Genomic DNA, 23,569 nt, shown 5'->3' with positions numbered 1-23,569 from the left:
AAGTGCTCGCCAGGGACGCACGCGCACCCGTTCATTCACCCTGATGGTCTAGTTCTCCGTCTTGTCGTCTCTCTCCGTAGCATCCACGCTGATCAGGGGAGGGACGATGACCGCGACGACGACGTGTGACGACCGGCCGCCGGGCGGTGGCCCGGCGCCGCGCTGGTCGCCGCGCCGGCTCGGGCACCACCGCTACCTGTGGTGGGCCGGGGCGCTCGTGCTCGCCGCCGTCGCCGTGGGCATCGCGATCGGGCTCGACACCTCGCCCGGCCCCGGCCTCACCGACGGTGGCGCGTTGGCCGTGCTCGTCGCCGTCTGCCTGCTCGCCCCGGTGCTCGTGTGGATGACCGGCCTCGAGCTCGTCACCGCCGTGCGCCGCCGCGTGCGCGACGACGTGCGGGACTACGGCACCGGGCAGGCCGCCCGCGGCGCCGCGCCCGCCGCCGTGCCCGGCGAGCGCCCCTGGCCGCGCCCGGCCGAGGAGGTCCTCCTGCACGTCGACGTCGACCACGTCGCCGACGCCGCCCGGGTCGTCGAGCGCGCCGTGCCCCACGGCCGGCACCGCTGGATCGAGACCGGCCGCGAGGACCTCCGGCTGCGCAGCGGGCGCGGCACCCTTCTCGCCACCGGCCCCGACGGCCTCGTCCGGCACCGCGCCACGCGCCGCGCCAGGCCCGGCCACCACCGGGCCCGCTGGGACCTCGAGCTGGACGGGCGCCACCTGGCCTTCGAGGTCCACGGCCTGCAGCCGGTGCCCCGGCGCACCCTGCTCGAGCCCGACGGCACGGCGTGGCTCGTGCAGATGGGCACGCCCTCGCTGCTCGACCAGCTCCGCGGCGGGCGCGCGGCGCGCCTGCGCCCGCACGGCCGGCTCCCCGAGGACCTCGCGCCGGACGCCGTCGCGTTCTGCCTCTGGCTGTTCTGCGAGCTCGAGACCCACCAGGACCGGGTCCGCAGCTACGGCCGCGAGTACGGCGCCGCCACCCCCGAACCGGTCGCCGACGCGTGGACCGGCCACGACACGACCGCGACCCCGATGCAGGAGGCCCGCCCGTGACCGCGACGCTCGACCCCGCGCGCCCCGCCCACGGTGGCCCCGCGTCCCGGTGGTCACCGCGCCGGCTGGGCCACCAGCGCTACCTGTGGTGGCTCGGCGCCCTCGTGCTCGCGGGCGTCGCCGCGGCGATCGCAATCACCTCCGACCCCTCGCCGGAGCCGGGCATCGCCGACGACGGCGCCGTCAACGTGCTGACCGCGGTGATCATCCTCGCGCCGTTCCTGCTCTGGGGCCTGATCCACCAGGTCGTCTCGGCCGTGCGCCGCCGCGTGCGCGACGACGTCCGCGAGTACGGGGTCGGCCAGCCCGTCTCCGTGCGACCGGCCGACACGGAGCCGGGCGACGAGGCGGACCGGGTTCGCTACCTCGTCGAGGTCGACCACGTGCCCGGCGCCGTGGCCGTCCGCGACCGCCGCGAGCGCGGCGGCCCCGGCGCGTTCCTCGACGACGGGGCGCGCCGCCTGCGCCTGCGCGCCCGCTCCGGGCAGATGACCGCGAGCGGCCCCGACGGCCCCGTGTTCGTGGCGCGCCGGTTCGGCCCCGCGGGGCAGCGGCGCTGGGAGATCGCGGTCGAGGGGCTGCGGCTGCGGTGCGAGGTGCGCGGCTCGTTCCCGGTGCCGCGGCGCACGTTCGTCGACGACGACGGGACGGCCTGGCTCGTCGAGGTCGGCCGGGCCCGGCGCGGGCGGGTGCGGCCCCGGGGGCGCGTGCCCGAGCGGCTCTCGCCGGCCGCCGCGGCGTTCGTCGTCTGGTTCGTCGCCGAGCTCGACGCGAAGATCCGGGCCGCCCGGGACGCGCCCCTGACGGGCGGCGCCGCCGCGGACTCCGGTGACTCGTCGTGGTGGGACAACAGCTCCTCGGAGTCGGGCGGCGACAGCGGCGGCGACGGCGGCGGCAGCAGCGGTGACTGAGGACGTTCACCGTCCGCTCAATCGATCGAGAAGCGCCCCGGGACGGCCTAGGCTGGACGGTGTGGCCCGCCCGGTGATCCTGACCGTCGACGACGACCCCGCGGTGTCCCGCGCCGTCGCCCGCGACCTGCGGCGCGAGTACGGCGAGCACCACCGCATCGTGCGCGCGGAGTCGGGGCCCGCGGCCCTCGACGCCCTGCGCGAGATCGCGCTGCGCGGCGAGCAGGTCGCGGTGCTCCTCGCCGACCAGCGCATGCCTCGGATGTCGGGCGTCGAGTTCCTCGAGCAGGCCATGGACCTGTTCCCCCGCGCCCGCCGGGTGCTGCTCACGGCCTACGCCGACACCGAGGCGGCGATCACCGCGATCAACGTCGTCGACCTCGACCACTACCTGCTCAAACCGTGGGACCCGCCGGAGGAGAAGCTCTACCCGGTGGTCGACGCCCTGCTCGCCGCGTGGCGGGAGTCCGCGGACCGCCCCTCGGCGACCATCCGCATCATCGGCAACCGCTGGTCGTCGCGCTCCTACGAGCTGCGCGACCTCGCGGCGCGCAACCAGGTGTCCTACGACTTCTTCCGCGCCGAGGAGCCCGCGGGCGCGCGTCTGCTCGAGGCGGCCGGCGCCGACCCGGACCTGCTGCCCGTCGTGATCACCGATGACGGGCGCGCGCTGGTGCAGCCCACCGACGCGCAGGTCGCCGAGGCCGCCGGCCTCGCCACCACGGCGTCGGCGGAGGTCTACGACCTCGTGGTGGTCGGCGGCGGTCCGGGCGGGCTCGGCGCGAGCGTGTACGGCGGCTCCGAGGGCCTGCGCACGGTGCTCGTCGAGTCGCGCGCCACCGGCGGCCAGGCGGGCACGTCGAGCCGGATCGAGAACTACCTCGGCTTCCCCGACGGCGTCTCCGGCGACCAGCTGACCACGCGGGCGCGGCTGCAGGCCGAGAAGTTCGGCACCGAGGTGATCACCACCCGCACGGTGACCGCGCTCGAGCCGCGCGGGCGGGCGCGCGTCGTGCGCTTCGACGACGGCTCGGAGATCACCGCCCACGCGGTCGTGCTCGCCACCGGCGTCTCGTACCGGATGCTCGACTGCCCCGGTCTCTCCGACCACACCGGGCAGGGCGTCTTCTACGGCGCCGCGGCCACCGAGGCGGCCTCGTGCGCCGCGCAGGACGTCTACGTCGTCGGCGGCGCGAACTCCGCGGGCCAGGCCGCGATGAACTTCTCCCGGCACGCCAGCAAGGTCGTCATGCTGGTGCGCGGCCCGTCCCTGACGGCGTCGATGTCGCACTACCTGATCGAGCAGATCGAGGCCAACCCGCGCATCGAGGTGCGCACCGGCACCGAGGTCGTGGGGGCGTCCGGCTCCGACCACCTCGAGAAGCTGACGTTGCGTGACAGGAACAGCGGCGACGAGGAGACCGTCGAGGCCTCCTGGCTGTTCGTGTTCATCGGCGCCGCCCCGCGCACCGACTGGCTGGACGGCGTGGTCGCCCGCGACGATCGCGGATTCGTCCTCACGGGGCCCGACCTGCCCCGCGAGGAGAACGGACGTGTCCCGGCGGGATGGGAACCGGAGCGGGATCCGTTCCACCTGGAGACGTCCGTGCCCGGGGTCTTCGCCGTCGGCGATGTCCGGGCCGATTCGGTCAAGCGCGTCGCGTCCGCGGTCGGTGAGGGCGCGATGGCGGTGAGTCTGGTGCACCGATGGCTGGAGAACCGATGACTGAGCCTTCTGGATCCCGCTCCGCGGGCTCCGCGGGTGGCGGGACAGAGCAGCTCCCCGAGAAGATGACCCGCGACGAGCTGCGGGAGCTGTTCCTCTTCGAGAAGCTCGACGACGCCCAGCTCGACTGGGTCGCCGAGCACGGCGACGTCGTCGCGTTCTCCGCGGGGGAGACCGTCTGCCGGCAGGGCGACCCCGCCGGCTGCTTCTGGGTGCTGCTCTCCGGCGAGCTGGCGATGCTGCAGACGATGCGCGGCGACGAGGTCGAGACCACGCGCACGAGCCAGCGCGGCTCCTACGGCGGCTCGACCCAGGCCTACATCCCCGACGCCGACCAGACCTACAACCACACGCTGCGCGCGACGCGGGACGCGACGTTCCTCGCGCTGCCCGCCGCCGAGTGGGCCGAGGCCCTGCGCGCCTGGTTCCCGCTGCCGATCCACCTGCTCGAGGGCGTCGTGGTCGGCATGCGCCGCACGTCGACGATCCAGAGCGAGCGCGAGCGGCTGCTCGCCCTCGGGTCGCTGTCGGCCGGCCTGACCCACGAGCTGAACAACCCGGCGGCCGCGGCGTCGCGCGCCACCGAGTCACTGCGCAGCCGCGTGGCCGGCATGCGCCACAAGCTGGGGCTGCTCGCGTGCGGCAAGCTCGACGGGCCGACGGTGGCGCAGCTGGTCGAGCTGCAGGAGGACGCGGTCAACCGCGCCGAGACGGCCCCGGACCTCTCGGCGCTGGAGGCCTCGGACGCCGAGGACGCCCTGGGCGACTGGCTCGAGGACCGCGGCGTCGGCGGCGCCTGGGACCTCGCGCCGGTGCTCGTCGCCGGCGGGCTGGACGCCGAGTGGCTCGACAAGGTCGAGCGCGCCGTGCCGGAGGGCTCCATCGAGGCCGCGGTGCGCTGGATCGCCTACGCCGTCGAGACCGAGACGCTCATGGGCGAGATCACCGACGCGACCACGCGCATCGGCAACCTCGTCGGCGCCGCGCGCCAGTACTCGCAGCTCGACCGCGCGCCGTTCCAGGAGGTCGACCTGCGCGACCTGCTGAAGTCGACGATGGTGATGATGAGCCGCAAGTTCGAGGGCATCAAGGTCGTCAAGGAGCTGGACCCGGACCTGCCGAAGATCCCGGCCTACGCCGCCGAGCTCAACCAGGTGTGGACCAACATCATCGACAACGCGATCGGCGCGATGCACGGCCACGGCGACGGCACCGGCACGCTGACCATCCGGACGCGGCGCGACGGGACGAACGCGATCGTCGAGATCGGCGACACCGGTCCCGGCATCCCCGACGACGTGCGCCCGCGCATCTTCGAGCCGTTCTTCACCACCAAGGACGTCGGCGAGGGCACCGGCCTGGGCCTGGACATCTCCTGGCGCATCGTGGTCAAGAAGCACCACGGCGACATCCGCGTCCACACCGGCCCGGGCGGCACCACCTTCGAGGTCTGCCTGCCGATCGAGGGCCCGACCCGCGAGGACGTCCCGGGCGACGACGAAGATTAGTTACACGAGCTAACTATCGGGGAACTCCTCGTCCGTCACCGTCGACGAGGAGGTCGTGGCCATGTGTGGCATCGCGGGAGCCGTGGACCTGGCGCGTGGGGTGGACCGCGCCGAGGTCGAACCGATGGTCGAGACGATGAGCTGCCGGGGCCCGGACGACGCGGGGCTGTGGCTCTCCGAGGGGGAGCGGCCCCGCGCCGCCATGGGGCACCGCCGCCTCGCGGTGGTGGACGTGCCCGGCGGGCGGCAGCCGATGACGCTCGAGCACGGCGGCGAGACGCTGCTGACGCTGGTGTTCTCCGGCGAGGTCTACAACTTCCGCGAGCTGCGCCGCGAGCTCGAGGGCCGCGGGCACGCGTTCCGCACGTCGTCGGACACCGAGGTCGTGCTCGTGGGCTGGCTCGAGTGGGGCAGCGAGGTCGTCGAGCGCCTCAACGGCATGTTCGCGTTCGCGATCTGGGACACGCGGCGCGAGGAGCTCTTCCTCGTCCGCGACCGCATGGGCGTCAAGCCGCTGTACTGGTACCCGACGCCGGAAGGGGTGCTGTACGGCTCGGAGCCCAAGGCGATCCTGGCCCACCCGCGCAGCGAGGCCGTGCTCGACCTCGACGGGATGCGCGAGCTCCTCGCGCACGTCAAGACGCCGGGGCACGGCATCTATCGCGGCCTGCACGAGGTGCGTCCCGGGTCCTGGGTGCGCGTGCGCCGCGAGGGCGTCGACGTCCACCGCTACTGGCAGCTCGAGGCCCTCGAGCACACCGAGGACCGGGACGCGACGGTCGCGCACGTCCGCGAGCTGCTCGACGACATCGTCGACCGCCAGCTCATCGCCGACGTGCCGCTGTGCGCGCTGCTCTCCGGCGGCCTGGACTCCTCGGCGATCACCGCGCTCGCGGCGCAGAAGCTGCGCGCGCAGGACGCCGGCCCGGTGCGCTCGTTCTCGGTCGACTTCGTCGGCTACGAGGACTCCTTCAGCGCCGACCCGATGCGCGACACCCCCGACGGCCCCTACGTCCGCGAGCTCGCCGAGCACGTCGCCGCCGACCACTCCGCGATCACGCTGTCCAACGACGACCTCACCGACCCCGACGCCCGCGCCGCGGTGCTCGCCGCGCGCGACGTGCCGGTGTCGATCGGGGACATGGACACCTCGCTCTACCTGCTGTTCAAGGCGATCCGCGGGCGCTCCACCGTGGCGCTGTCGGGGGAGTCGGCCGACGAGGTGTTCGGCGGCTACCGCTGGTTCCACGACGCCGACGCCGTCGCCGCCGACACGTTCCCGTGGATGGCCGCGGCGCGCACCGGGCCGCTGGACCTCTCGACCTCGCACTTCGCCCCGGACCTGCGCGAGCGCCTCGACCTGCCGGACTACGTCGATGCGTCGTACCGGGACGCGCTGGCCGAGGTGCCGCACGTCGACGGGGTGAGCGCGCAGGAGCGGCGGATGCGCGAGGTCTGCTACCTGCACCTCACGCGCTTCGTGCAGATCCTGCTCGACCGCAAGGACCGCATGAGCATGGCCAGCGGGCTCGAGGTGCGCGTCCCGTTCTGCGACCACCGGCTCGTGCAGTACGTCTTCAACACCCCGTGGGCGCTCAAGACCTTCGACGGCCGGGAGAAGAGCCTGCTGCGCGCGGCGACCCGCGACCTGCTGCCGGCCTCGATCGTCGACCGCGTGAAGAGCCCGTACCCCTCGACGCAGGACCCGGGCTACGAGAAGGCGCTGCGGACCTCGGTGGCGGACCTGGTGTCCGACCGCGACGCCCCCGTGCGCGAGCTCGTCGACGTCGACGCGCTGCGGACCGCGATCGACGCCCCGCAGGACGGCCCGAGCATCGACACCGACCGCGCGAAGCTGGAGTCGGTGCTCCAGATCGACGCGTGGTTGCGCCGCTACCGGCCGACGCTGGCGCTGTAGCGGGACCGTCAGTGGGTCGCCGCCCCGGTGAGGTTGCCGGCCAGGCGGCGGCTCACCACGGGCAGCCGCGCGGCACGCAGGACGGTGCGGCGCACCCACTGGTCGCGGCGGTGGCGCGGGACGAAGGTCCCGGCCGCGCGCCGCCCGGAGCGCTGGACGGGCTCGACGACGGGACGCCAGGCCCGCTCGTGCGCGTCCAGCGCGGCGTCGAGGTCGTCGTGGGCCGCGACGGCGTCGGAGAGGGAGACCGCGCCGGCGATCGCCAGTGACGCGCCCTGGCCGGCGAGCAGCGAGACGGCGTGCGCGGCATCGCCCGCGAGCAGCACCCGGCCGTGCACCCAGCGCGGCACGACCGACTGCGCCACGACGTCGAGGTAGGGGTGGGCCGGCACCCGGTCGGCCACCGCGGCGGCCCACGGGCCGTGCCGGTGCAGCTCGTCGACGACGGCGCGGTGCGGGTCGTCGGGGAGCCGGGTGCCGCCGCGGCGCACCACGAACGCCGACACCCGCTCACGGTCGACGGCGAAGAGCCCGACCTGGCCCCCGACGACGTCGGTCAGCACCACCTCGTCGCCCAGCCGCTGCGCGAGGTCCGGGGCTGCACAGGTGAACGCGGCGGTCTGGAACCCCAGGGGCCGCAGCAGGGACGCCTCGTCGCCGACCACGAGCCGGCGCACCCCGGAGTGCAGGCCGTCGGCGGCCACGAGCAGGTCGCCCTCGAGCACCGCGCCGTCGTCGAGGGTCGCCGCGACCGGGGCGCGGGGGAGCGCCCGCTGCTCCACGGCCGTGATCGTGCGTCCGTACCGGACCTCGACCGACGGCGGCAGGGCCTCCCGCAGCGCCTCCTCGATCTCCGGGCGCAGGATCGAGAACCACCGCCCGCCCGCGATCCCGGCGAGGACCTCCAGCGGCAGGCGTCCGGTCGTGCGGCCGTCGCGATCGACGTAGCGGGCCGAGCGGTAGACCCGGCCACGGCGGCGCAGCGCGGGCAGCACCCCGAGGCGTTCGGCGGCGGGCCAGCCCGGCCCGAAGAAATCGATCATGTAGCCGTCGCGACGGGGCGCGGGCGCGACCTCGACCACCGTGACCCGCCAGCCGAGGCCGCCGAGCGCGGTCGCCGTCGCGAGCCCGGCGATCCCGGCGCCGCTGATCACTGCGTGCACGGGTGTCCCCCCGCCGTCAGGGCCGTGAGCGCGGTGTCCACGGCGCGCACCGGGAGCTCCGGGTCCAGGGCACGGTGCAGGGCGATCCCGTCGAGCACCGCGGTGAGCACGGCCGCCGACTCCTCGGCGGTCCCGCCCGGCACGCCCCGGCTGACCAGCCAGCCCGCGAGCCGCGTGCGGAAGTCCGTGACGACCGCCCGGAGCGCGGCGGCCAGCGCGGGGTCGCGGGAGGCGGCGAGGTGGGTCTCCGCCATGAGCAGGTGCACCGGGTCGGCGGCGTCGACCTGCGCGACCGACTCCCGCAGCAGGGCGAGACCGGCCGGCAGGTCCGGCGCGTCCTCGAGGGCGTCGAGGCCCTGGCGGGCGAGCGTCGCGATGCGGCCGGTCGCGGCCTCGGCGAGCAGCTCCTGCTGCGAGGCGAAGTGGTAGTGCACCAGTCCGGGGCGCACGCCCGCCCGCTCGGCCACCGCGCGGGTGCTCACGCGCCCCCAGCCGAGCTCGCCGACGAGGTCGGCGGCGGCGGTGAGCACCGCGTCCCGCGTGCTCCGGCCCCGGTCGTTCCCCACACCCCTGTCCTACCAGGAAATTGGTCGATCGTCCAAATCCGCGGACGAAGGGGCGCCCCCCGGTCACCGTGGGGCAGCACGGCGACCGGGGGACGCGAGACCCCCTGCGGCCGGGCGCGGTCGGTCGCAGGGGGGACCGGGTCGTCCCCGCGGGGACGGCTCGGGGGTCGGTGGTCCGTCGACGCCGATGTCGCCCGGCGCGACCGCCGGTCGGGACGACCTGCGGCGACTCCGGAGCGAACAGCGGCGACAACGGCACCAGTCCAACGAGCGAAGTCGCCCGGGCGATACGCACTCTCGCTGTCCTGCCCGCGATTCGCGCCCAACGGTGCCCCGGTTCACCGGAGCGGGGGACAGATCGGTTGTGATCCACGTCTCACCGGCTCCGGTGTGCGGTCCCGCGCGGGGATACGCGTGGCCCGGCGCCGCGCGCCGCCGGTGGGACACTGGAGGACGTGCAGACCGCCCAGGGACCGGACCGCTCCCCGGAGCTCGACCCGCCGACGGACCCCGTCCTCCGGCCGGTGCCCGCCGTGCGCACCGCCGACGAGGACCCGCCACCGCGGCCCGGCAAGGTGCCCGGCGCGACGCCCACCGGGTTCGTCGACGACCCGGAGAAGCGGGCGCGCCTGCGCCGCATGAAGGGCGTCGCGCTCGGCTTCCTGCTCGGCGCCGCGGTCGTGTGGATCGTGTTCCTGCTCTGGGAGAACAACGGGGGCCCGGCGTTCACGGGCTACGTGCGCGCCGCCGCCGAGGCCGGGATGGTCGGCGGGCTCGCCGACTGGTTCGCGGTCACCGCGCTCTTCCGTCACCCGCTGGGCATCAAGATCCCGCACACCGCGCTCATCCCGCGCAAGAAGGACCAGCTCGGCGCGAGCCTGTCCGGGTTCGTCGGCGAGAACTTCCTGGCCCCGCGGGTCGTGGGCGAGAAGCTGCGCGCCGCCCAGATCTCCCTGCGCCTCGGCGGCTGGCTCTCGTCGCCGGGCAACGCCGAGCGGGTCACCGCCGAGCTCGCGACCGTCGTGCGGGGCGCCGTGACCGTGCTGCGCGACGACGAGATCCAGGCGGTCGTCGACCAGGCCGTGACGAAGCGCGTGGTCGCCCAGCCCTGGGGCCCGCCGCTGGGCCGGCTGCTGGCGGGCGTGCTCGCCGACGGCTCCCACCGCCGGCTGGTCGACCTCATCTGCGACCGCGCCTACGACTGGGTGCGCACCAACCACGAGACCGTCATGGCGCTGGTGAGCAAGCAGGCGCCGAGCTGGTCGCCGCGGTTCGTCGACGGGATCATCGCCGACCGCCTCTACGCGGAGGCGCTGTCGTTCGCCTGGGCGGTGAAGTCCGACCAGGAGCACCCGCTGCGCAAGGCCATCGACCGCTTCCTCGTCTCCTTCGCCGCCGACCTGCAGGACGACCCCGAGACCGGCGAGCGCGTCGAGGCGATCAAGCAGCAGCTCCTCGAGCACCCCGACGTGCAGGCGCTGATCTCGCGGGCGTGGGCCACCGGCAAGGCGATGCTCCTCGACGCCGCCGAGGACCCGTCCTCGCAGCTGCGGCTGCGCGTCACCGACGGCATCAAGCGCTTCGGTGAGCGTCTGGACACCGAGGCGGAGCTCCGCGACAAGATCGACGGCTGGATCGTCGACGCCGCGTCGTACGTCGTCGGCAACTACTCGCAGGAGATCTCGACGCTGATCTCGGACACGGTGTCGCGCTGGGACGGGTGGGAGACCTCGCGGAAGGTCGAACTGCAGGTCGGCCGCGACCTGCAGTTCATCCGCATCAACGGCACGCTCGTCGGCGCCCTGGCGGGGCTCGTCATCTACTCGGTCGGCGAGCTGCTGATCTAGGCCCAGAGCATGGCGCCGAGGGCGAGGCCCAGGCCCGCGGCGCCGAGGCCGGCGAGCGTGGAGACCAGGACGTTCATGACGCTCGCCGTGCGGGCGCGCTCGTCGGCGAGGCGGACGGTCTCGTACGCCAGCGTCGACCAGGTCGAGAGGCTCCCGCAGAAGCCCACGCCCACCGCGAGCACCGCCGCGTGGGGCGCCGGGCCGCCGAGCACGAGGCCCAGCACGAACGACGCGACGACGTTGACGGAGAAGGTCCCCCACGGGAAGCCGGTGCCGTGGGTGGACTGCAGCCAGCGGTCCGTGAGGTAGCGGGTGGGCGCGCCGAGCGCGGCCCCGAGGGCGACCAGCAGGACCGTCATCGGGTGACGCGCCGGGTCACGGCCATCGCGAGGGCGCACGCGCCCACCGCGCCGACGATCGTGGCGCCGAGGGCCGCCAGCGCCGTCGCCCGGTGCCCGCCCAGCAGGAGCGTCTGGGCGTCGACGGCGAACGTCGAGAACGTCGTGAAGCCGCCGAGGACGCCGGTGCCGAGGAACGGGCGCGCCAGCGGGTGGGCCGCGCGCACCTCGGTGACCACGACGACGAGCACGCCCATGAGCAGGCTGCCCAGCACGTTGATGCCGACGGTGCCCCACGGGAAGCCCCCGGGCGCGGTCGGCAGGGCCAGCCCCACCGCCCAGCGTGCGAGCGAGCCGAGGATGCCGCCGGCGGCCACGGCGGCGACCGCCGGGCCCTGGCCGCGCAGCACCGTCGTCGGGGGTCCGCTCACCGGCCCAGACGGTAGCCCCGTCGCCCGTCCGTGTGTGGGGCAGGCCACGTGACCAGCGCAAGCACGGTGCTTGCAAGAGCTAGCACTCGTGTTAGCGTGGATGTCAGCGAGATCGGAGGAGGTGGTTCCCGGTGGCAGGCGACGGGGTCGAGAAGATCGGCCAGGCCGTCGAGGACATCGGGGCCTACATCCGCCGGCAGCGCGAGGGCGCGGAGGTCTCCCTCCGTCAGCTCGCCAAGGTCGCGGGGATCAGCAATCCCTACCTGAGCCAGATCGAGCGCGGACTGCGCAAGCCGTCCGCCGAGATCCTGGCCCAGATCGCGACCGGCCTGCGGATCTCCGCCGAGGCGCTGTACGTCCGCGCCGGGATTCTCGAACCCAGGGAGTCCTCGCCGGTGCTGGACGCCGTGACGGCGGACCCGGACCTGTCGGAGCGCCAGAAGCAAGTGCTCACCGACATCTACGAGTCCTTCCGCCGCGGCAACGCCGCCGACGCCGGACAGGCCGTGACCGCGGCCGTCGAGACCGCCGTCGGGCACAGCGCGGCGCCCGAGGACGACAGCACGAACGAGAACGACCACCGACCCAGGAGTGGAGACAACCATGCCGGTCACCTTCCCGACCAAGTTCGACGTCCGTGAGGCCCGCGACCAGGCCAACAAGGTCGTCTCCGAGGCCATCGACCCGCTGCGCCACCCGGCGCTCGCGGTGCTCGGGCTCGGTGACGTCGCCGTCGCGACCGCCCGCGAGGCCGTGACCCGCGTGCAGGCCGGCGCCACCGAGGTGCAGGCCCGCGTCGAGGACCTGCCGGCCGAGCTGCAGGAGCTGCGCTCCAAGCTGACGACCGAGGACTTCCGCCGCCTGGTGGACAGCTACCTCGCCGCCGTCCGCAGCGTCTACGCCGACCTCGTCAAGCGCGGCGAGACGACCTACAAGGACATCAAGGCGCAGCCGCAGGTCAAGCAGGCGCTGGACACCGTCGACCAGGTCTCGACCGAGATCGAGGGTCGCCTCGAGGACGCCGTCGAGGGCGTCCGGGTGCGTGGCGAGGACGTCCTCGCCGAGGTCACCAAGCAGACCCGTTCGGTCGGCGAGCGTGCCGCCCGCGCCACCCAACGCGCCGCCGCCGAGGCCGCCGAGACCGTGGCCGAGGCCGGGTCCGAGCTCTCCGAGGACATCAAGGAGGCCGGCGACGAGGTCGCCTCCGAGACCCGGAGCGCCACCCGCAAGGCCGCGGCCCGGACGGCCCCGAAGAAGCAGGGCCCGAAGAACGCGCCGAAGTCCGCGGCCACCGCGACCGCGAACGCCAAGAAGGCCCCGAAGAGCTGACCACCGCTCACGCCGCCATGACGCTGCGGTGACAGCACTGCTCCGTACGGCCCCGGGACGCTCCGCCGTCCCGGGGCCGTCGTGCGTCGGGGCTCGACCGCGTGCCTGTCGTCGGCCCGAGGAGGGCACGTATCGTGGTGGCGTGTCGGTCCTCTACAACCTCGACGGCTACGTGCTGCTGGTGCTGTGGCTGCTGGGGATCCCGGTGGGCCTCTACGCGTTCGTGCACGCCCTCATGCAGCGCTCCGACGCCTTCACCGCCGCCGACAAGCTGACCAAGCCGGTCTGGTGCGCCATCACCGGCGTCGGCCTCGCGATCCTCGCGATCTCCACCAGCGGCCCGTACAGCTTCCTCTGGCTCGTCGGCATCATCGCGGTGCTGATCTACATCGTCGACGTCCGCCCGCGCGTCACCGAGATCCAGCAGGGCCCGCGCTGGTGACGGCGGCCGCCGACGCGGCCCGCGCGATCGCGGGCTCGCTGGCGCCCGAGCCCGCCCTCGACCGGCCCGACCTCCTCGCCGCGCCCGTCGCCGACGCCCTGCGTGCCCTGCCCGGCGATCTCGCGGCCGACTGCCTGGTCGCCGCGATCGACCCCGGGCTCGCCGACACCGCCGCGTTCTGCGAGGCCTACGGCTCGCCGCTGGAGGCCTCGGCCAACTGCGTCGTCGTCGCCGGCGCACGCTCCGGCGAGCGCCGCTTCGCCGCGTGCGTCGTGCTGGCCACCACGCGCGCCGACGTCAACACCGTCGTGCGCCGGCGCCTCGACGTCCGCAAGGCGTCGTTCGCGCCGATGGACGAGGCGGTCGAGCTCACCGGCATGGCCTACGGCGGGATCACCCCGTTCGGCGTGCCCGCCGGGTGGCCGGTGCTCGTCGACGCCGCCGTGCTCGCGTCGCCCGCCGTCGTGGTCGGCAGCGGGCTGCGCGAGAGCAAGCTCCTCGTGCCCGGCGCCGTGCTGGGCGAGCTGCCCGCGGCCGAGGTCGTCGAGCGCCTGGGTCGCTGAGCTAGCGGCCGCCCTCCACGCGCGCCCGCCAGAGCGCGGAGATCGACGCCCCCGGCTGGTCGTAGACGGGGTTGTTCGCGGTGGTCGGGAAGGCGAGGTTCGACCCGGGCGCCGAGCTGAACGGGTGCCGGGCGACCTCGACGTCGTTGAGCGTGACGATGATCGTGCCCGTCGTCGCGATGGTGCCGCTGTTGACCAGGCGCACGGTGACCGTGCAGGTCGGGGTCCGGCAGGTGTTCTCGCCGCCCTCGACGGTCAGCGCGAGACGCGGGCGCTCGGTGATCGCGACGATGTAGCTCTTCATCGTCGGCGCCTGGCGGGCCAGGTCCGCGACGGTGGCCAGTGCCGCCGGGGCCGCCCGGTCGACCGTCACCGGCGTGGTGCGGCCCTGGCCGAAGCCCGGCAGGTCGACCTCCACGAGCGTCGGGGGCTCGCCGTCGACGACGGTGACGCGGCGGCCGTCGGTGCCGGGCGTGAGCACCCGGGCGTCCCGGCCGCCCACGACGACCTCCTCCTGCTCGCCCACGTCGGCGGCCGCGAGCCGGTCGGCGAGCGCGTTCGGCGGCTGCTCCCACGACGTGAGCCCGCGCGGCAGCACGGTGAAGGCGTCGGAGAGCCACTGGTCGGTCAGCCGGGCGGCGAGCTCGGGGCGCGGGGCGTCGCGCTCCCACCAGGCGCGGTCGCCGCGGATCGCCTGCTCGCGGCCCGCCAGGACGAACTCCGCGCGCCCGCCGCCGTCCCGGGTGACGGTGCCGGCCGCGTTGCCCTCGCGGTCGACGGTGATCTCCAGGTTCGCCGGCGCGCCCCCGGCGTCGGGGAGGCGACCGCGATAGGTCGCCCCCTCCCAGCCGCGCACGTCGGCCACGGTCGCCGCCAGCGTCTCCGACGGCGGCGACCGGCGGGTGACCAGCAGGACCACCGTGGTCGCGAGCAGCAGCACGACGACGGCCACCGCGACCCCGATGAGCAGGCCCTTGCGGCGCGGGCCCGGGGCGCCGGCACCCGGCGCGCCCGTGCCCGGGGGCGGGCCGAACGGGCCGGTGTAGCCGTAGGGGCCGCCGGGTCCCTGACCCGGCGGCGGGTACCCGGGGCCGCCCGGGCCGGGGAACGCGGCGGTGCCCCAGGGGCCGGGCCCGCCGGTGCCGGGTGCTCCCGCGGCGGCGGCCCACGGCGCGGCGGGGGTGCCCGGGCCCGCGGGCGGGCCGGGCTGCCAGGGGCCCGGTGTCTGCCCGGGCGGCACGTCGTGGCGCTGCGTGCCGGCCGCCCCGCCCATCGTCTCCCGGCTCGCCTGCGGGATGCCGTCGGGCGGGGTGTCGGCGTCGGCGTCGGCCTCGCTGTCGGTCTCGGTGTCGGCGGGCGGGGTCGCCGACGCGGCCGTGGGGTGCACGGCGGTCGCGCCCTCGCCCGCGTTCCCCGCGGCGGACGCGGCGGCCGTGGGGTGCACGGCGGTCGCGCCGTCGCCCGCGTCGGCGGCGTCGGATCCCGGAGCGCTCCCCGTGGAGGAGGTGCGGTGCACCTCGGTCGCCGAAGCGTCGGGGTCGGTGTCGGACCCGGAGTCCGGGTGGTCGTCGCGCCGGCTCTCGTCGTCGCCCGCCACGGCCGCCCCCCGTACCCCGTCGCACCCGCCTGTGCGCGCACCGTAGCCCGGACGAGGGGTCCTGAGGAGACATCCGGCGCAGAAATGACGATCTCCGCGTGCGGCGTCTAGCGGAACACGACCGTCCGGCCCGCGTGCACCTGGACGCGGTCCTCGAGGTGGGCGCGCAGGCCGCGGGCCAGCACGAGCTTCTCGACGTCGCGGCCGCGGCGGATCATGTCCTCCGGGGTGTCGGCGTGGTCCACGCGGCTGACGTCCTGCTCGATGATCGGCCCGGCGTCGAGGTCCGGCGTGACGTAGTGGCAGGTCGCGCCGACGAGCTTCACGCCGCGGGCGTGCGCCTGGTGATAGGGCCGCGCGCCCATGAACGAGGGCAGGAAGCTGTGGTGGATGTTGATCGCCCGGCCCGCCCAGCGGTCGCACAGCGCGGGCGTGAGCACCTGCATGAAGCGGGCGAGCACGATCGCGTCCGGCTCGTGGGGGTCGACGATCTCGGCGACCTGCGCGAACGCCGCGTCCCGGCCCGAGCGCTGCTCGTCGTCCTGCGCCCGGGACGGGAACGGCACGTGGTGGAACGGGACGCCGTGCGCCTCGGCGACCGGGCGCAGCACCTCGTGGTTGCCGACGACCGCACGCACGTCCATGTCGAGCTCGCCGCCCCAGACCCGGCCCAGCAGGTCGTGCAGGCAGTGCGACTCCTTGCTGACGAGCAGCACCACGCGCGGCGGCTCGGCGGTGTCGCGGACCCGCCAGCGGACGGGCTCGCCGCCGGGGACCTCGAGCTGGGCGGCCACCTGGCCGATCACCGCGCGCAGCATGTCGGCGCCGCCGGGCACGGACTCGCCGTCGACGACCTGGCGCGTGGAGAACCAGCCCGCGGCGGTGTCGGCGTGGTAGGCGGCCTCGGTGATCGAGGCGCCGATGCCGGCGAGCCGGCCGGTGATGGCCGCGACGATCCCGGTGCGGTCCGGGCAGCTCAGCGTGATGACCAGCCGGCGCACGCCTCAGCCCCGCGCGAGGCGCCGGCGGGTGAAGGCGTCCTCGGCGTCGAGCAGGTTGCCGACCTGCTCGACGACCACGCCCTCGATCTTGCCGCCGACCATCGGCACGCTGACCGTCGCCTGCCCGTCGACCTCGGTGACCGCGCCGCCCCCGTTGTCCGAGAGGCGCTGGGTGCCCGACATCGTCCCGGGCAGGCCCCGGACGGTCACCTCGAAGGTGCCGTCGTAGCCACCTCCGCTGCGCGGCGTCCAGGTCTCGTGGCGGTCGAGCACGAGGTCGTCGCCGGTGAAGCGGCGGACCACCGAGGGCAGGAACTCGACGGGCACCGAGTGGCGCAGGCGCAGGCGTGCCCCGGAGTCGTCGACGGCGTGCTCGAGCAGCGCCGGGTCGTTGCCGCCGAGCTCGGCGAGGCGCTCGCGCAGGTGGTCGGCGTCGACCAGCTCCGCGTACACCTCCTCGGCGGGTGCGTCCCAGGTGGCGCGGTGGGTGATGCGGCGTGACACGGGCGGGAGGTTACCGTCGGACGGCGTGACACCTGGTCCGACGGCAGCTGCGACACCCGGCACGACGCTCGACACGGCCCTGCTCGCTCCCCACACCACCCTCGGGCTCGGCGGCCCCGCCCGCCGGCTCGTGCGGGCCACCACCGCCGACGAGGTCGTCGAGCGCGCCCGCGCCGCCGACGGGGCGGGCGAGCCGCTGCTGCTGGTGGGCGGCGGGTCCAACCTCGTCGTGGGCGACGCCGGATGGCCCGGGACGGCCCTGCTCCTCGACCACCGCGGCCACCACGTCGTGGCGCGCGACGAGGACGCGGTGGTGCTCCACGTCGAGGCCGGCCACGACTGGGACGCGCTGGTCGCGGACACCGTCGCGGCGGGGCTCGGCGGGCTGGAGTGCCTCTCGGGCATCCCCGGGCGGACCGGCGCGACCCCGGTGCAGAACGTCGGCGCGTACGGCGTGGAGGTCGCCGACCTGCTCGTCGGCGCCGACCTCTACGCGCGGCGCACCGGGCGGCGCGGACCGGTGGCGGCCGCCGACCTCGACCTGGGCTATCGCACCAGCAGGCTCAAGGGCGACCGCAACACCGACGGCGAGATCGTGCTCGGCGTGCGCTTCCGCCTCACCACCGACGGGCTCTCGGCGCCGATCCGCTACGGCGAGCTCGCCCGCGCGCTGGACGTCGAGCCGGGCGCGCGGGTGCCGGTCGCCGCGGCGCGCGAGGCGGTGCTGGGGCTGCGGCGCGGCAAGGGCATGGTCATCGACCCGGACGACGCCGACTCCCGCAGCGCCGGGTCGTTCTTCATGAACCCCGTGGTCGACCCGGACACCGCCGCGCGGGTGGCGGCCCGCGCCGAGGAGCGCGGGCAGGCCCCGATCACGGCGTGGCCGCAGCCCGACGGGCGGGTCAAGCTCTCCGCCGCGGCCCTGATCGAGCGCGCCGGCATCCCGCGCGGCCACCCCGGCGAGCACTCCCCGGTCCGCGTCTCGACCAAGCACACGCTCGCGCTGACCCATCGCGGCGGGGGGACGACCGACGACCTGCTCGCCCTCGCCCGCGACGTCCGCGACCACGTCGACGACGCCTTCGGCCTCGTGCTGCGTCCTGAGCCCGTCCTGGTCTCCTGCGCTCTCTAGGTACCGCGTGGGGTGTTCGTCCCGAGACCCCGCTCACGATCGCTGGGCCACCCGTGTGAGCCCTCCGCGCCCCTGACAACCGGACCCGGGCCGGCCGCGTCGTGCGGTTCGGGATCGATCAGGAAGGGGCTCCACGGGTGCGGGGTCGTGTGCAGGGAGTGCTGGCGGTGGTGGCGGCGCTGGTCGCCGTCGCCGCGGTCGTCGTCGGGTGCGCGGCGGCGGGGGCGACGCCCCGGTCATCGGGCACGAGCGCGTCGGCCGAGCCGCCGACCGTGACGACGACCGCCGTGCCGGGGCGCACCGACGTCGACCCGGGCGGCGAGATCAGCGTCTCGGCCCCCGGCGCGACCCTGCGCGACGTCGCGCTCACCGGCGCCGACGGCCGCGCGATCGCGGGCGCGACGAGCCCCGACGGGCACCGCTGGGCGGCGACCGAGGCGCTGGGCTACGGCAAGCCCTACACGTGGTCCGGCACGGCGGTGGGCGCCGACGGGGCCGTGACGCCGGTCGCGGGCGGCTTCACGACGGTCGCCCCGGAGCGGGTGGTGCGGGCCCAGTTCGCCCAGCCCGACGACGCGACGGTCGGCGTCGCGGCGCCGGTCATCATCCAGTTCGACGGGCCCGTGTCCGACAAGGCCGCGGCCGAGCGCGCCCTGTCGATCCGCACGAGCGTGCCCACCGAGGGCTCCTGGGCCTGGCTGCCCGACGACGCGCTGGGCTCGCGCGTGCACTGGCGCCCGAAGGACTACTGGCAGCCCGGCACGGTCGTCGACGTCTCCGCGGACCTGTACGGGGTGGCCCTGGGCGACGGCGCCTACGGCCGCGAGGACCTCACCAGCCACCTGACCGTCGGGCGCTCGCAGATCGTCCGTGCCGACGTCACGAGCCACCGCATGGTCGTCATCCGCGACGGGCAGCAGGTGATGGACGTGCCCGCCAGCTACGGGCTGGGCAGCGACCCGAACCGCATCACGCGCTCGGGCGTCCACGTCGTCACCGAGAAGTTCGACAACAAGCGGATGACCAGCGCCCAGTACGGCTACGACCTCGTCGAGCACTGGGCGGTGCGGATGAGCAACAACGGCGAGTTCATCCACGCCAACCCGGCGTCGGCCGGCGCGCAGGGCTCGAGCAACGTCACCCACGGCTGCGTGAACCTCTCCACCGCCGACGCGCGGGCCTACTACGACACCGCGCTCTACGGCGACCCGGTCGAGGTCACGAACTCCCCGGTCGCGCTCTCGGCCGCCGACGGCGACGTCTACGACTGGGCCATCGGCTGGGAGCAGTGGCGGGAGATGTCGGCGCTGTCCTGAGGCGCGCCTGACGCCCGTCGGCCCCCGGTGGCACGCTGGGGCCGGACGGTCGCGCGAACGGGGGACGCATGGGTCGGGTGCTGGGCGGGGTGCTGGGCGCGCTGCTGCTGGTGGTGCTGGCCGCCTGCGGGTCGGGCGCCCCGTCGGCCCCCGCCGCGCCGCCCCCGCCCGTGCGGGTCGACGTCGCGCCCGCGGCGAACGCCACCGACGTGGCGCCGCGCGCCGGCGTCGCGGCCACCACCGAGGGCACGTTCACCGACGTGACGCTCACGGCCTCGCCCGGCGGGCCCGTCGCCGGCACCCTCTCGCCCGACCGCAAGCGCTGGACGCCCGCGGGGCCGCTGGCCTACGGCGCGACCTACACCTGGGGCGGCACCGCGACGGCCCCCGACGGGCGCTCCTCACCGGTCACCGGCTCCTTCACCACGGTCGCGCCGGCCGAGACCGTGCGGGCGACGCTGAACATCGGCGACGGCCGCGAGGTGGGGGTCGGCGCGCCGATCACGCTGCAGTTCTCCGCGCCCGTGGAGGACAAGGCGGCGGTGGAGCGGGCGCTGCAGGTGCGCACGTCGGTGCCCACCGAGGGCTCCTGGGCGTGGCTGCCCGACCAGGACGGCGGCTCGCGGGTGCACTGGCGGCCGAAGGAGTACTGGCGCTCCGGCACGCAGGTCGACGTCCGGGCCGACCTGCTCGGCGTCCCGTTCGGCGGCGGTGCCTGGGGGCGCGAGGACCTCACGACGTCGTTCCGCATCGGGCGCGCCCAGATCGTGCGGGCCGACGTGAACAGCTTCCGGATGGTCGTCGAGCGCGACGGCCGGCAGGTGATGGACGTGCCCGCGAGCTACGGCCTCGACTCCGACCCGAACCGCACCACGCGCTCGGGGATCCACGTGGTGTCCGAGAAGTTCACCAACAAGCGGATGACCAGCGCCCAGTACGGCTACGACCTCGTCGAGCGCTGGGCGGTGCGCATCAGCAACAACGGCGAGTTCATCCACGCCAACCCGGCGTCGGCGGGCGCGCAGGGCTCCAGCAACGTCACCCACGGCTGCATCAACCTGTCCGAGGCCGACGCGAAGGCCTACTACGACTCCGCGATGTACGGCGACCCGGTGGAGGTCACCGGTTCCGGCGTCGACTACTCCGAGCGCGACGGCGACATCTACGACTGGGCGATCCCGTGGACCGAGTGGCAGGGCATGTCAGCCCTGTGACCGGCGGTGGAACCGCATACCGGTCGCCTGGTCGCGGGGCTTGAGCACGATGGTGTCCAGGTTGACGTGCGACGGGCGGCTCATCGCGAACGCGACGACCTCGGCGACGTCGTCGGCCACGAGCGGAGTGATCCCCTCGTAGACCTTGGCGGCCCGGGCCTCGTCGCCGTCGAAGCGCACCAGCGCGAACTCGGTCTCCACCGCGCCCGGCGCGATCTCGGTGACGCGCACGGGCTCGCCGAGCAGCTCGCCGCGCAGCGTGCGGTGCAGCGCGCCCTCGGCGTGCTTCGCCGCGGTGTAGCCCGAGCCGCCGTCGTAGACCTCGAGCCCGGCGATCGAGGTGATCGTGACGACGTGGCCGTCGCCGGAGGCGATGAGCAGCGGCAGCAGCGCCTTGGTGACGCGCAGGGTGCCGAGCACGTTCGACTCCCACATCCAGCGCCACTTGTCCTCGTCGGCCTCGATGACCTTCTCGGTGCCCTGGGCGCCGCCGGCGTTGTTGACCAGCCCGCGCAGCGGCTGCCCGCCGTCGACGAGCTCGCGGACCGCGCCGGCGAACGCGGCGACGGAGTCGGCGTCGGTGACGTCGAGGGACAGGGCGGTGCCGCCGACCTCGTCGGCGATCTCCAGCAGCCGCTCCACGCGGCGCGCGCCGAGCACGGGGTGCCAGCCGTCGGCGGCGAGGGCCCGCGCGCTGGCCGCGCCGATGCCCGAGCTGGCACCGGTGACGACGACGAGGGGGCGGGCGGTGCTGTCGGTGCTGTCGGGGTTCGGCGCGCTCACGCCCCGCACCCTAGGACCCCCGTGAGGTGTCTCGACGAAGCCGGACGGCGCCCGCCCACCTAAGCTGGCGGGGTGACCCCGGCGGCGACGACGGCATCGGTGGAGTCAGCGGCATCCACGGCCCGTTCGGAGAACCGGGTGATCCGTCACCAACCGGGACGACCCCGGCGCGTCGCGGTGATCTCGCTGCACACCTCGCCGCTGGCGCAGCCCGGCACCGGCGACGCCGGCGGGATGAACGTCTACGTCGTCGAGACCGCCCGGCGGATGGCCCAGCGCGGCGTCCAGGTCGAGATCTTCACGCGGGCGACGTCGTCCGACCTGCCGCCGGTGGCCGAGCTCGCGCCCGGCGTGATCGTCCGCCACGTCACCGCGGGCCCCTACGGCGGTCTGGGCAAGGAGGACCTGCCCAGCCAGCTGTGCGCGTTCACCGCCGGCGTGCTGCGCGACGAGGCCCGCCACGAGCCGGGCTGGTACGACGTCGTGCACAGCCACTACTGGCTCTCCGGGCAGGTCGGGTGGCTGGTCCGCGACCGGTGGGGCGTCCCGCTGGTGCACACCGCGCACACGTTGGCCAAGGTCAAGAACGCGTCGCTCGCGGACGGCGACCGCCCCGAGCCGCTGTCACGGGTGGTCGGCGAGGAGCAGGTTGTGGCCGAGGCCGACCGGCTGGTCACCTCCACGCAGGCCGAGGCGGACGACCTCATCTCCGCCTACGGCGCCGACCCCGACCGGGTGCGCACCATCGCCCCGGGCGTCGACCTGCGCACGTTCACCCCGACCCGCGACCGCGACGAGGCCCGGGCGGCGCTCGGGATCGGGCCCGACGCCGTGACCCTCGCGTTCGTCGGGCGCATCCAGCCGCTCAAGGCTCCCGACGTGCTGCTGCGCGCCGCCGCGACGATGCTCGCCCGCCGCCCGGAACTGCGCGCCCGGCTGGTCGTGCTCGTCGTCGGCGGACCCTCGGGCACCGGCCTGGCGGCGCCGGAGTCGCTCGTGTCGCTGGCCCGCGAGCTGGGTATCGCCGACGTCGTGCGCTTCCTGCCCCCGCGCGGCGGCGACGAGCTCGCGGCGGTCTACCGGGCCGCCGACGTCGTCGCGGTCCCCAGCCACTCCGAGTCGTTCGGCCTCGTCGCGCTCGAGGCCCAGGCGTGCGGGACGCCCGTCGTCGCGGCCGCCGTGGGGGGCCTGCCGACCGCGGTGGCCCACGACCGCTCCGGGCTGCTCGTCACCGACCACGACCCCGGCCACTGGGCGGACGCGCTCTCGCGGGTGGGGCTCGACCAGGCCGAGCGCCAGCGCCTCGCGGCCGGCGCCGTCGAGCACGCCGCGATGTTCTCGTGGGACCGCACCGCGGACGCGCTGCTCGCGACCTACGCCGAGGCGTCGCGCGCCCTGGGCCGCGACCGTGCCGCGGGGGTGGCGGTGTGAGCGCCCCGGATCTCGACGAGCTGGAGAAGGTGCTGGTCGCCGCGCTGGACGAGCGCGAGCTGACGTACCTGAAGCGCGGGCCCGGGCGGCTGTTCGTCACCCTGCCCGGCACGAAGAAGCTCGCCACCCACTGCTGGCTGGTGCTCACGCCGCACGCGCTGCTGGTCGAGGCGTTCGTCTGCCGCCACGCCGACGAGAACTTCGCGGAGGTCTACCGCTTCCTCCTGCAGCGCAACGCCCGGCTCTACGGGGTGCACTACACGATCGACCGCGCGGGCGACATCCACCTCGTCGGCCGGGTGCCGCTGGTCGCCGTGGTGGACGAGGAGATCGACAAGATCCTCGGGCAGGTGCTCGAGGCCGCGGACGGCGACTTCAACACGCTGCTCGAGCTCGGCTTCGTCACCTCGATCCGCCGCGAGTGGGCCTGGCGCGAGTCGCGCGGCGAGTCGCTGGCGAACCTCTCGGCGTTCGCGCACCTGGTGGAGGACGACCGGGGCACGCGCTGACCAGCGCTGCCCATGGGCCACGCCGCCGGCGTGGGACGGGGGGCATCCGACGCCGGCGACGGGCGTAAGGGAGCCGCTCAGGGGCGACCGACTCGGGCCGATCGCGAAACTGGATCGGCGTCCGGTTACGCAGCCTCCCACCACGCAAAGCGTAGGACAAGCATTCCTCATGCGGCCGAACGGGTGACCCCGCTCTCCTGAGGCGCCCATGTGATCACAGCGAGCAGTGGGCGCGTCGCCGTACCGCGGGGTAGGTTTGCCCCGACTTGTGCCGCCCGCCCGA

Annotated in this window: 23 protein-coding genes; 15 read left to right on the top strand and 8 right to left on the bottom strand. The window is 75.0% G+C overall.

From position 1 onward, the window contains the following. Positions 1–106: 106 nt before the first annotated feature. The 5 genes from ACFPK1_RS29440 to asnB all read left to right on the top strand — a co-directional run bounded on the left by ACFPK1_RS29440 (position 107) and on the right by asnB (position 7,120). Positions 107–1,057, top strand: a complete 951-nt coding sequence (locus tag ACFPK1_RS29440) for a hypothetical protein (RefSeq protein WP_378024507.1) — start codon at positions 107–109, stop codon at positions 1,055–1,057. Then, complete coding sequence (locus tag ACFPK1_RS29435; protein ID WP_378024506.1) at positions 1,054–1,968, top strand: hypothetical protein; 915 nt, start codon at positions 1,054–1,056, stop codon at positions 1,966–1,968. Before ACFPK1_RS29440 ends, ACFPK1_RS29435 begins: the two co-directional genes overlap by 4 nt. A 61-nt stretch (positions 1,969–2,029) precedes the next feature. Then, complete coding sequence (locus ACFPK1_RS29430) at positions 2,030–3,694, top strand: NAD(P)/FAD-dependent oxidoreductase (protein WP_378024505.1); 1,665 nt, start codon at positions 2,030–2,032, stop codon at positions 3,692–3,694. A gap of 65 nt (positions 3,695–3,759) precedes the next feature. Next, entirely contained in the window at positions 3,760–5,202 is a 1,443-nt protein-coding gene (locus ACFPK1_RS29425; protein WP_378024554.1) for an ATP-binding protein, read from the top strand. Positions 5,203–5,263: 61 nt separating this feature from the next. Then, positions 5,264–7,120 carry an asparagine synthase (glutamine-hydrolyzing) gene (asnB, locus tag ACFPK1_RS29420; RefSeq protein ID WP_378024504.1) on the top strand — a complete coding sequence of 619 codons (1,857 nt, stop codon included), beginning with the start codon at positions 5,264–5,266 and terminating at the stop codon, positions 7,118–7,120. An 8-nt stretch (positions 7,121–7,128) separates the two neighbouring features. Here asnB and ACFPK1_RS29415 read toward each other — a convergent pair whose 3' ends face one another. Next, complete coding sequence (locus ACFPK1_RS29415) at positions 7,129–8,283, bottom strand: FAD-dependent monooxygenase (protein WP_378024503.1); 1,155 nt, start codon at positions 8,281–8,283, stop codon at positions 7,129–7,131. Continuing rightward, complete coding sequence (locus ACFPK1_RS29410; RefSeq protein ID WP_378024502.1) at positions 8,271–8,849, bottom strand: TetR/AcrR family transcriptional regulator; 579 nt, start codon at positions 8,847–8,849, stop codon at positions 8,271–8,273. Before ACFPK1_RS29410 ends, ACFPK1_RS29415 begins: the two co-directional genes overlap by 13 nt. A gap of 455 nt (positions 8,850–9,304) precedes the next feature. On the opposite strand from ACFPK1_RS29410, the gene ACFPK1_RS29405 reads away from it, so the two are divergent. Beyond that, the gene (locus ACFPK1_RS29405) at positions 9,305–10,696 is read left to right on the top strand and encodes a DUF445 domain-containing protein (RefSeq protein ID WP_378024501.1); all 1,392 of its coding nucleotides are present in this window, start codon (positions 9,305–9,307) and stop codon (positions 10,694–10,696) included. Here ACFPK1_RS29405 and ACFPK1_RS29400 read toward each other — a convergent pair. Further along, positions 10,693–11,055 carry a fluoride efflux transporter FluC gene (locus ACFPK1_RS29400; protein ID WP_378024500.1) on the bottom strand — a complete coding sequence of 121 codons (363 nt, stop codon included), beginning with the start codon at positions 11,053–11,055 and terminating at the stop codon, positions 10,693–10,695. The genes ACFPK1_RS29405 and ACFPK1_RS29400 overlap by 4 nt on opposite strands. After that, positions 11,052–11,465 carry a fluoride efflux transporter FluC gene (locus ACFPK1_RS29395; RefSeq protein WP_378024499.1) on the bottom strand — a complete coding sequence of 138 codons (414 nt, stop codon included), beginning with the start codon at positions 11,463–11,465 and terminating at the stop codon, positions 11,052–11,054. Before ACFPK1_RS29395 ends, ACFPK1_RS29400 begins: the two co-directional genes overlap by 4 nt. A 131-nt stretch (positions 11,466–11,596) precedes the next feature. Between ACFPK1_RS29395 and ACFPK1_RS29390 the strand changes: the two genes are divergently transcribed. The 4 genes from ACFPK1_RS29390 (at position 11,597) to ACFPK1_RS29375 (ending at position 13,799) form a co-directional block, all read left to right on the top strand. Further along, positions 11,597–12,106, top strand: coding sequence for a helix-turn-helix domain-containing protein (locus tag ACFPK1_RS29390; RefSeq protein WP_378024498.1), 510 nt, complete (start codon positions 11,597–11,599; stop codon positions 12,104–12,106). Next, positions 12,069–12,794, top strand: a complete 726-nt coding sequence (locus ACFPK1_RS29385) for a hypothetical protein (RefSeq protein ID WP_378024497.1) — start codon at positions 12,069–12,071, stop codon at positions 12,792–12,794. The genes ACFPK1_RS29390 and ACFPK1_RS29385 overlap by 38 nt, the downstream gene beginning before the upstream one ends. A gap of 142 nt (positions 12,795–12,936) precedes the next feature. After that, entirely contained in the window at positions 12,937–13,236 is a 300-nt protein-coding gene (locus ACFPK1_RS29380; protein ID WP_378024496.1) for a DUF2516 family protein, read from the top strand. Then, positions 13,233–13,799, top strand: coding sequence for a YbaK/EbsC family protein (locus ACFPK1_RS29375; RefSeq protein ID WP_378024495.1), 567 nt, complete (start codon positions 13,233–13,235; stop codon positions 13,797–13,799). The genes ACFPK1_RS29380 and ACFPK1_RS29375 overlap by 4 nt, the downstream gene beginning before the upstream one ends. 1 nt (position 13,800) lies before the next feature. On the opposite strand, the gene ACFPK1_RS29370 is transcribed toward ACFPK1_RS29375, so the two are convergent. From ACFPK1_RS29370 to ACFPK1_RS29360, 3 genes are all read right to left on the bottom strand, one after another. Then, positions 13,801–15,396 (bottom strand): hypothetical protein, encoded by a 1,596-nt coding sequence (locus ACFPK1_RS29370; RefSeq protein WP_378024494.1) that lies wholly within the window; start codon positions 15,394–15,396, stop codon positions 13,801–13,803. Positions 15,397–15,503: 107 nt separating this feature from the next. Beyond that, positions 15,504–16,397: a formyltetrahydrofolate deformylase gene (gene purU, locus ACFPK1_RS29365; protein ID WP_378024493.1), complete on the bottom strand. Its 894-nt coding sequence runs from the start codon at positions 16,395–16,397 to the stop codon at positions 15,504–15,506. 3 nt (positions 16,398–16,400) lie between these two features. Then, entirely contained in the window at positions 16,401–16,901 is a 501-nt protein-coding gene (locus ACFPK1_RS29360; protein WP_378024492.1) for a DUF2505 domain-containing protein, read from the bottom strand. A gap of 25 nt (positions 16,902–16,926) precedes the next feature. Between ACFPK1_RS29360 and ACFPK1_RS29355 the strand changes: the two genes are divergently transcribed. From ACFPK1_RS29355 to ACFPK1_RS29345, 3 genes are all read left to right on the top strand, one after another. Continuing rightward, entirely contained in the window at positions 16,927–18,033 is a 1,107-nt protein-coding gene (locus ACFPK1_RS29355; protein WP_378024491.1) for a UDP-N-acetylmuramate dehydrogenase, read from the top strand. A gap of 149 nt (positions 18,034–18,182) precedes the next feature. Beyond that, complete coding sequence (locus ACFPK1_RS29350) at positions 18,183–19,349, top strand: L,D-transpeptidase (protein ID WP_378024490.1); 1,167 nt, start codon at positions 18,183–18,185, stop codon at positions 19,347–19,349. Positions 19,350–19,417: 68 nt separating this feature from the next. Then, a complete protein-coding gene (locus ACFPK1_RS29345; protein WP_378024489.1) occupies positions 19,418–20,563 on the top strand; it encodes a L,D-transpeptidase in 1,146 nt (381 codons plus the stop codon). Here ACFPK1_RS29345 and ACFPK1_RS29340 read toward each other — a convergent pair. Continuing rightward, positions 20,552–21,346 carry an SDR family NAD(P)-dependent oxidoreductase gene (locus ACFPK1_RS29340; protein ID WP_378024488.1) on the bottom strand — a complete coding sequence of 265 codons (795 nt, stop codon included), beginning with the start codon at positions 21,344–21,346 and terminating at the stop codon, positions 20,552–20,554. The genes ACFPK1_RS29345 and ACFPK1_RS29340 overlap by 12 nt on opposite strands. 138 nt (positions 21,347–21,484) lie before the next feature. Between ACFPK1_RS29340 and mshA the strand changes: the two genes are divergently transcribed. Then, positions 21,485–22,777, top strand: coding sequence for a D-inositol-3-phosphate glycosyltransferase (mshA, locus tag ACFPK1_RS29335; RefSeq protein ID WP_378024487.1), 1,293 nt, complete (start codon positions 21,485–21,487; stop codon positions 22,775–22,777). Beyond that, entirely contained in the window at positions 22,774–23,286 is a 513-nt protein-coding gene (locus tag ACFPK1_RS29330; protein ID WP_378024486.1) for a type III secretion system chaperone family protein, read from the top strand. The genes mshA and ACFPK1_RS29330 overlap by 4 nt, the downstream gene beginning before the upstream one ends. The last annotated feature ends 283 nt before the right edge of the window (positions 23,287–23,569 follow it).

The organism is Actinomycetospora rhizophila (assembly GCF_042657905.1).
Lineage (GTDB): Bacteria > Actinomycetota > Actinomycetes > Mycobacteriales > Pseudonocardiaceae > Actinomycetospora > Actinomycetospora rhizophila.
This window is presented reverse-complemented; position numbering and strand designations above follow the sequence as displayed.

Excerpts from the sequence above, each read along its gene's own strand:
- ACFPK1_RS29345 (WP_378024489.1), top strand. The coding sequence starts at position 19,418 with ATGGGTCGGGTGCTGGGCGGGGTGCTGGGCGCGCTGCTGCTGGTGGTG.
- asnB (WP_378024504.1), top strand. The coding sequence starts at position 5,264 with ATGTGTGGCATCGCGGGAGCCGTGGACCTGGCGCGTGGGGTGGACCGC.
- ACFPK1_RS29440 (WP_378024507.1), top strand. The coding sequence starts at position 107 with ATGACCGCGACGACGACGTGTGACGACCGGCCGCCGGGCGGTGGCCCG.
- ACFPK1_RS29385 (WP_378024497.1), top strand. The coding sequence starts at position 12,069 with ATGCCGGTCACCTTCCCGACCAAGTTCGACGTCCGTGAGGCCCGCGAC.
- ACFPK1_RS29400 (WP_378024500.1), bottom strand. The coding sequence starts at position 11,055 with ATGACGGTCCTGCTGGTCGCCCTCGGGGCCGCGCTCGGCGCGCCCACC.
- ACFPK1_RS29425 (WP_378024554.1), top strand. The coding sequence starts at position 3,760 with ATGACCCGCGACGAGCTGCGGGAGCTGTTCCTCTTCGAGAAGCTCGAC.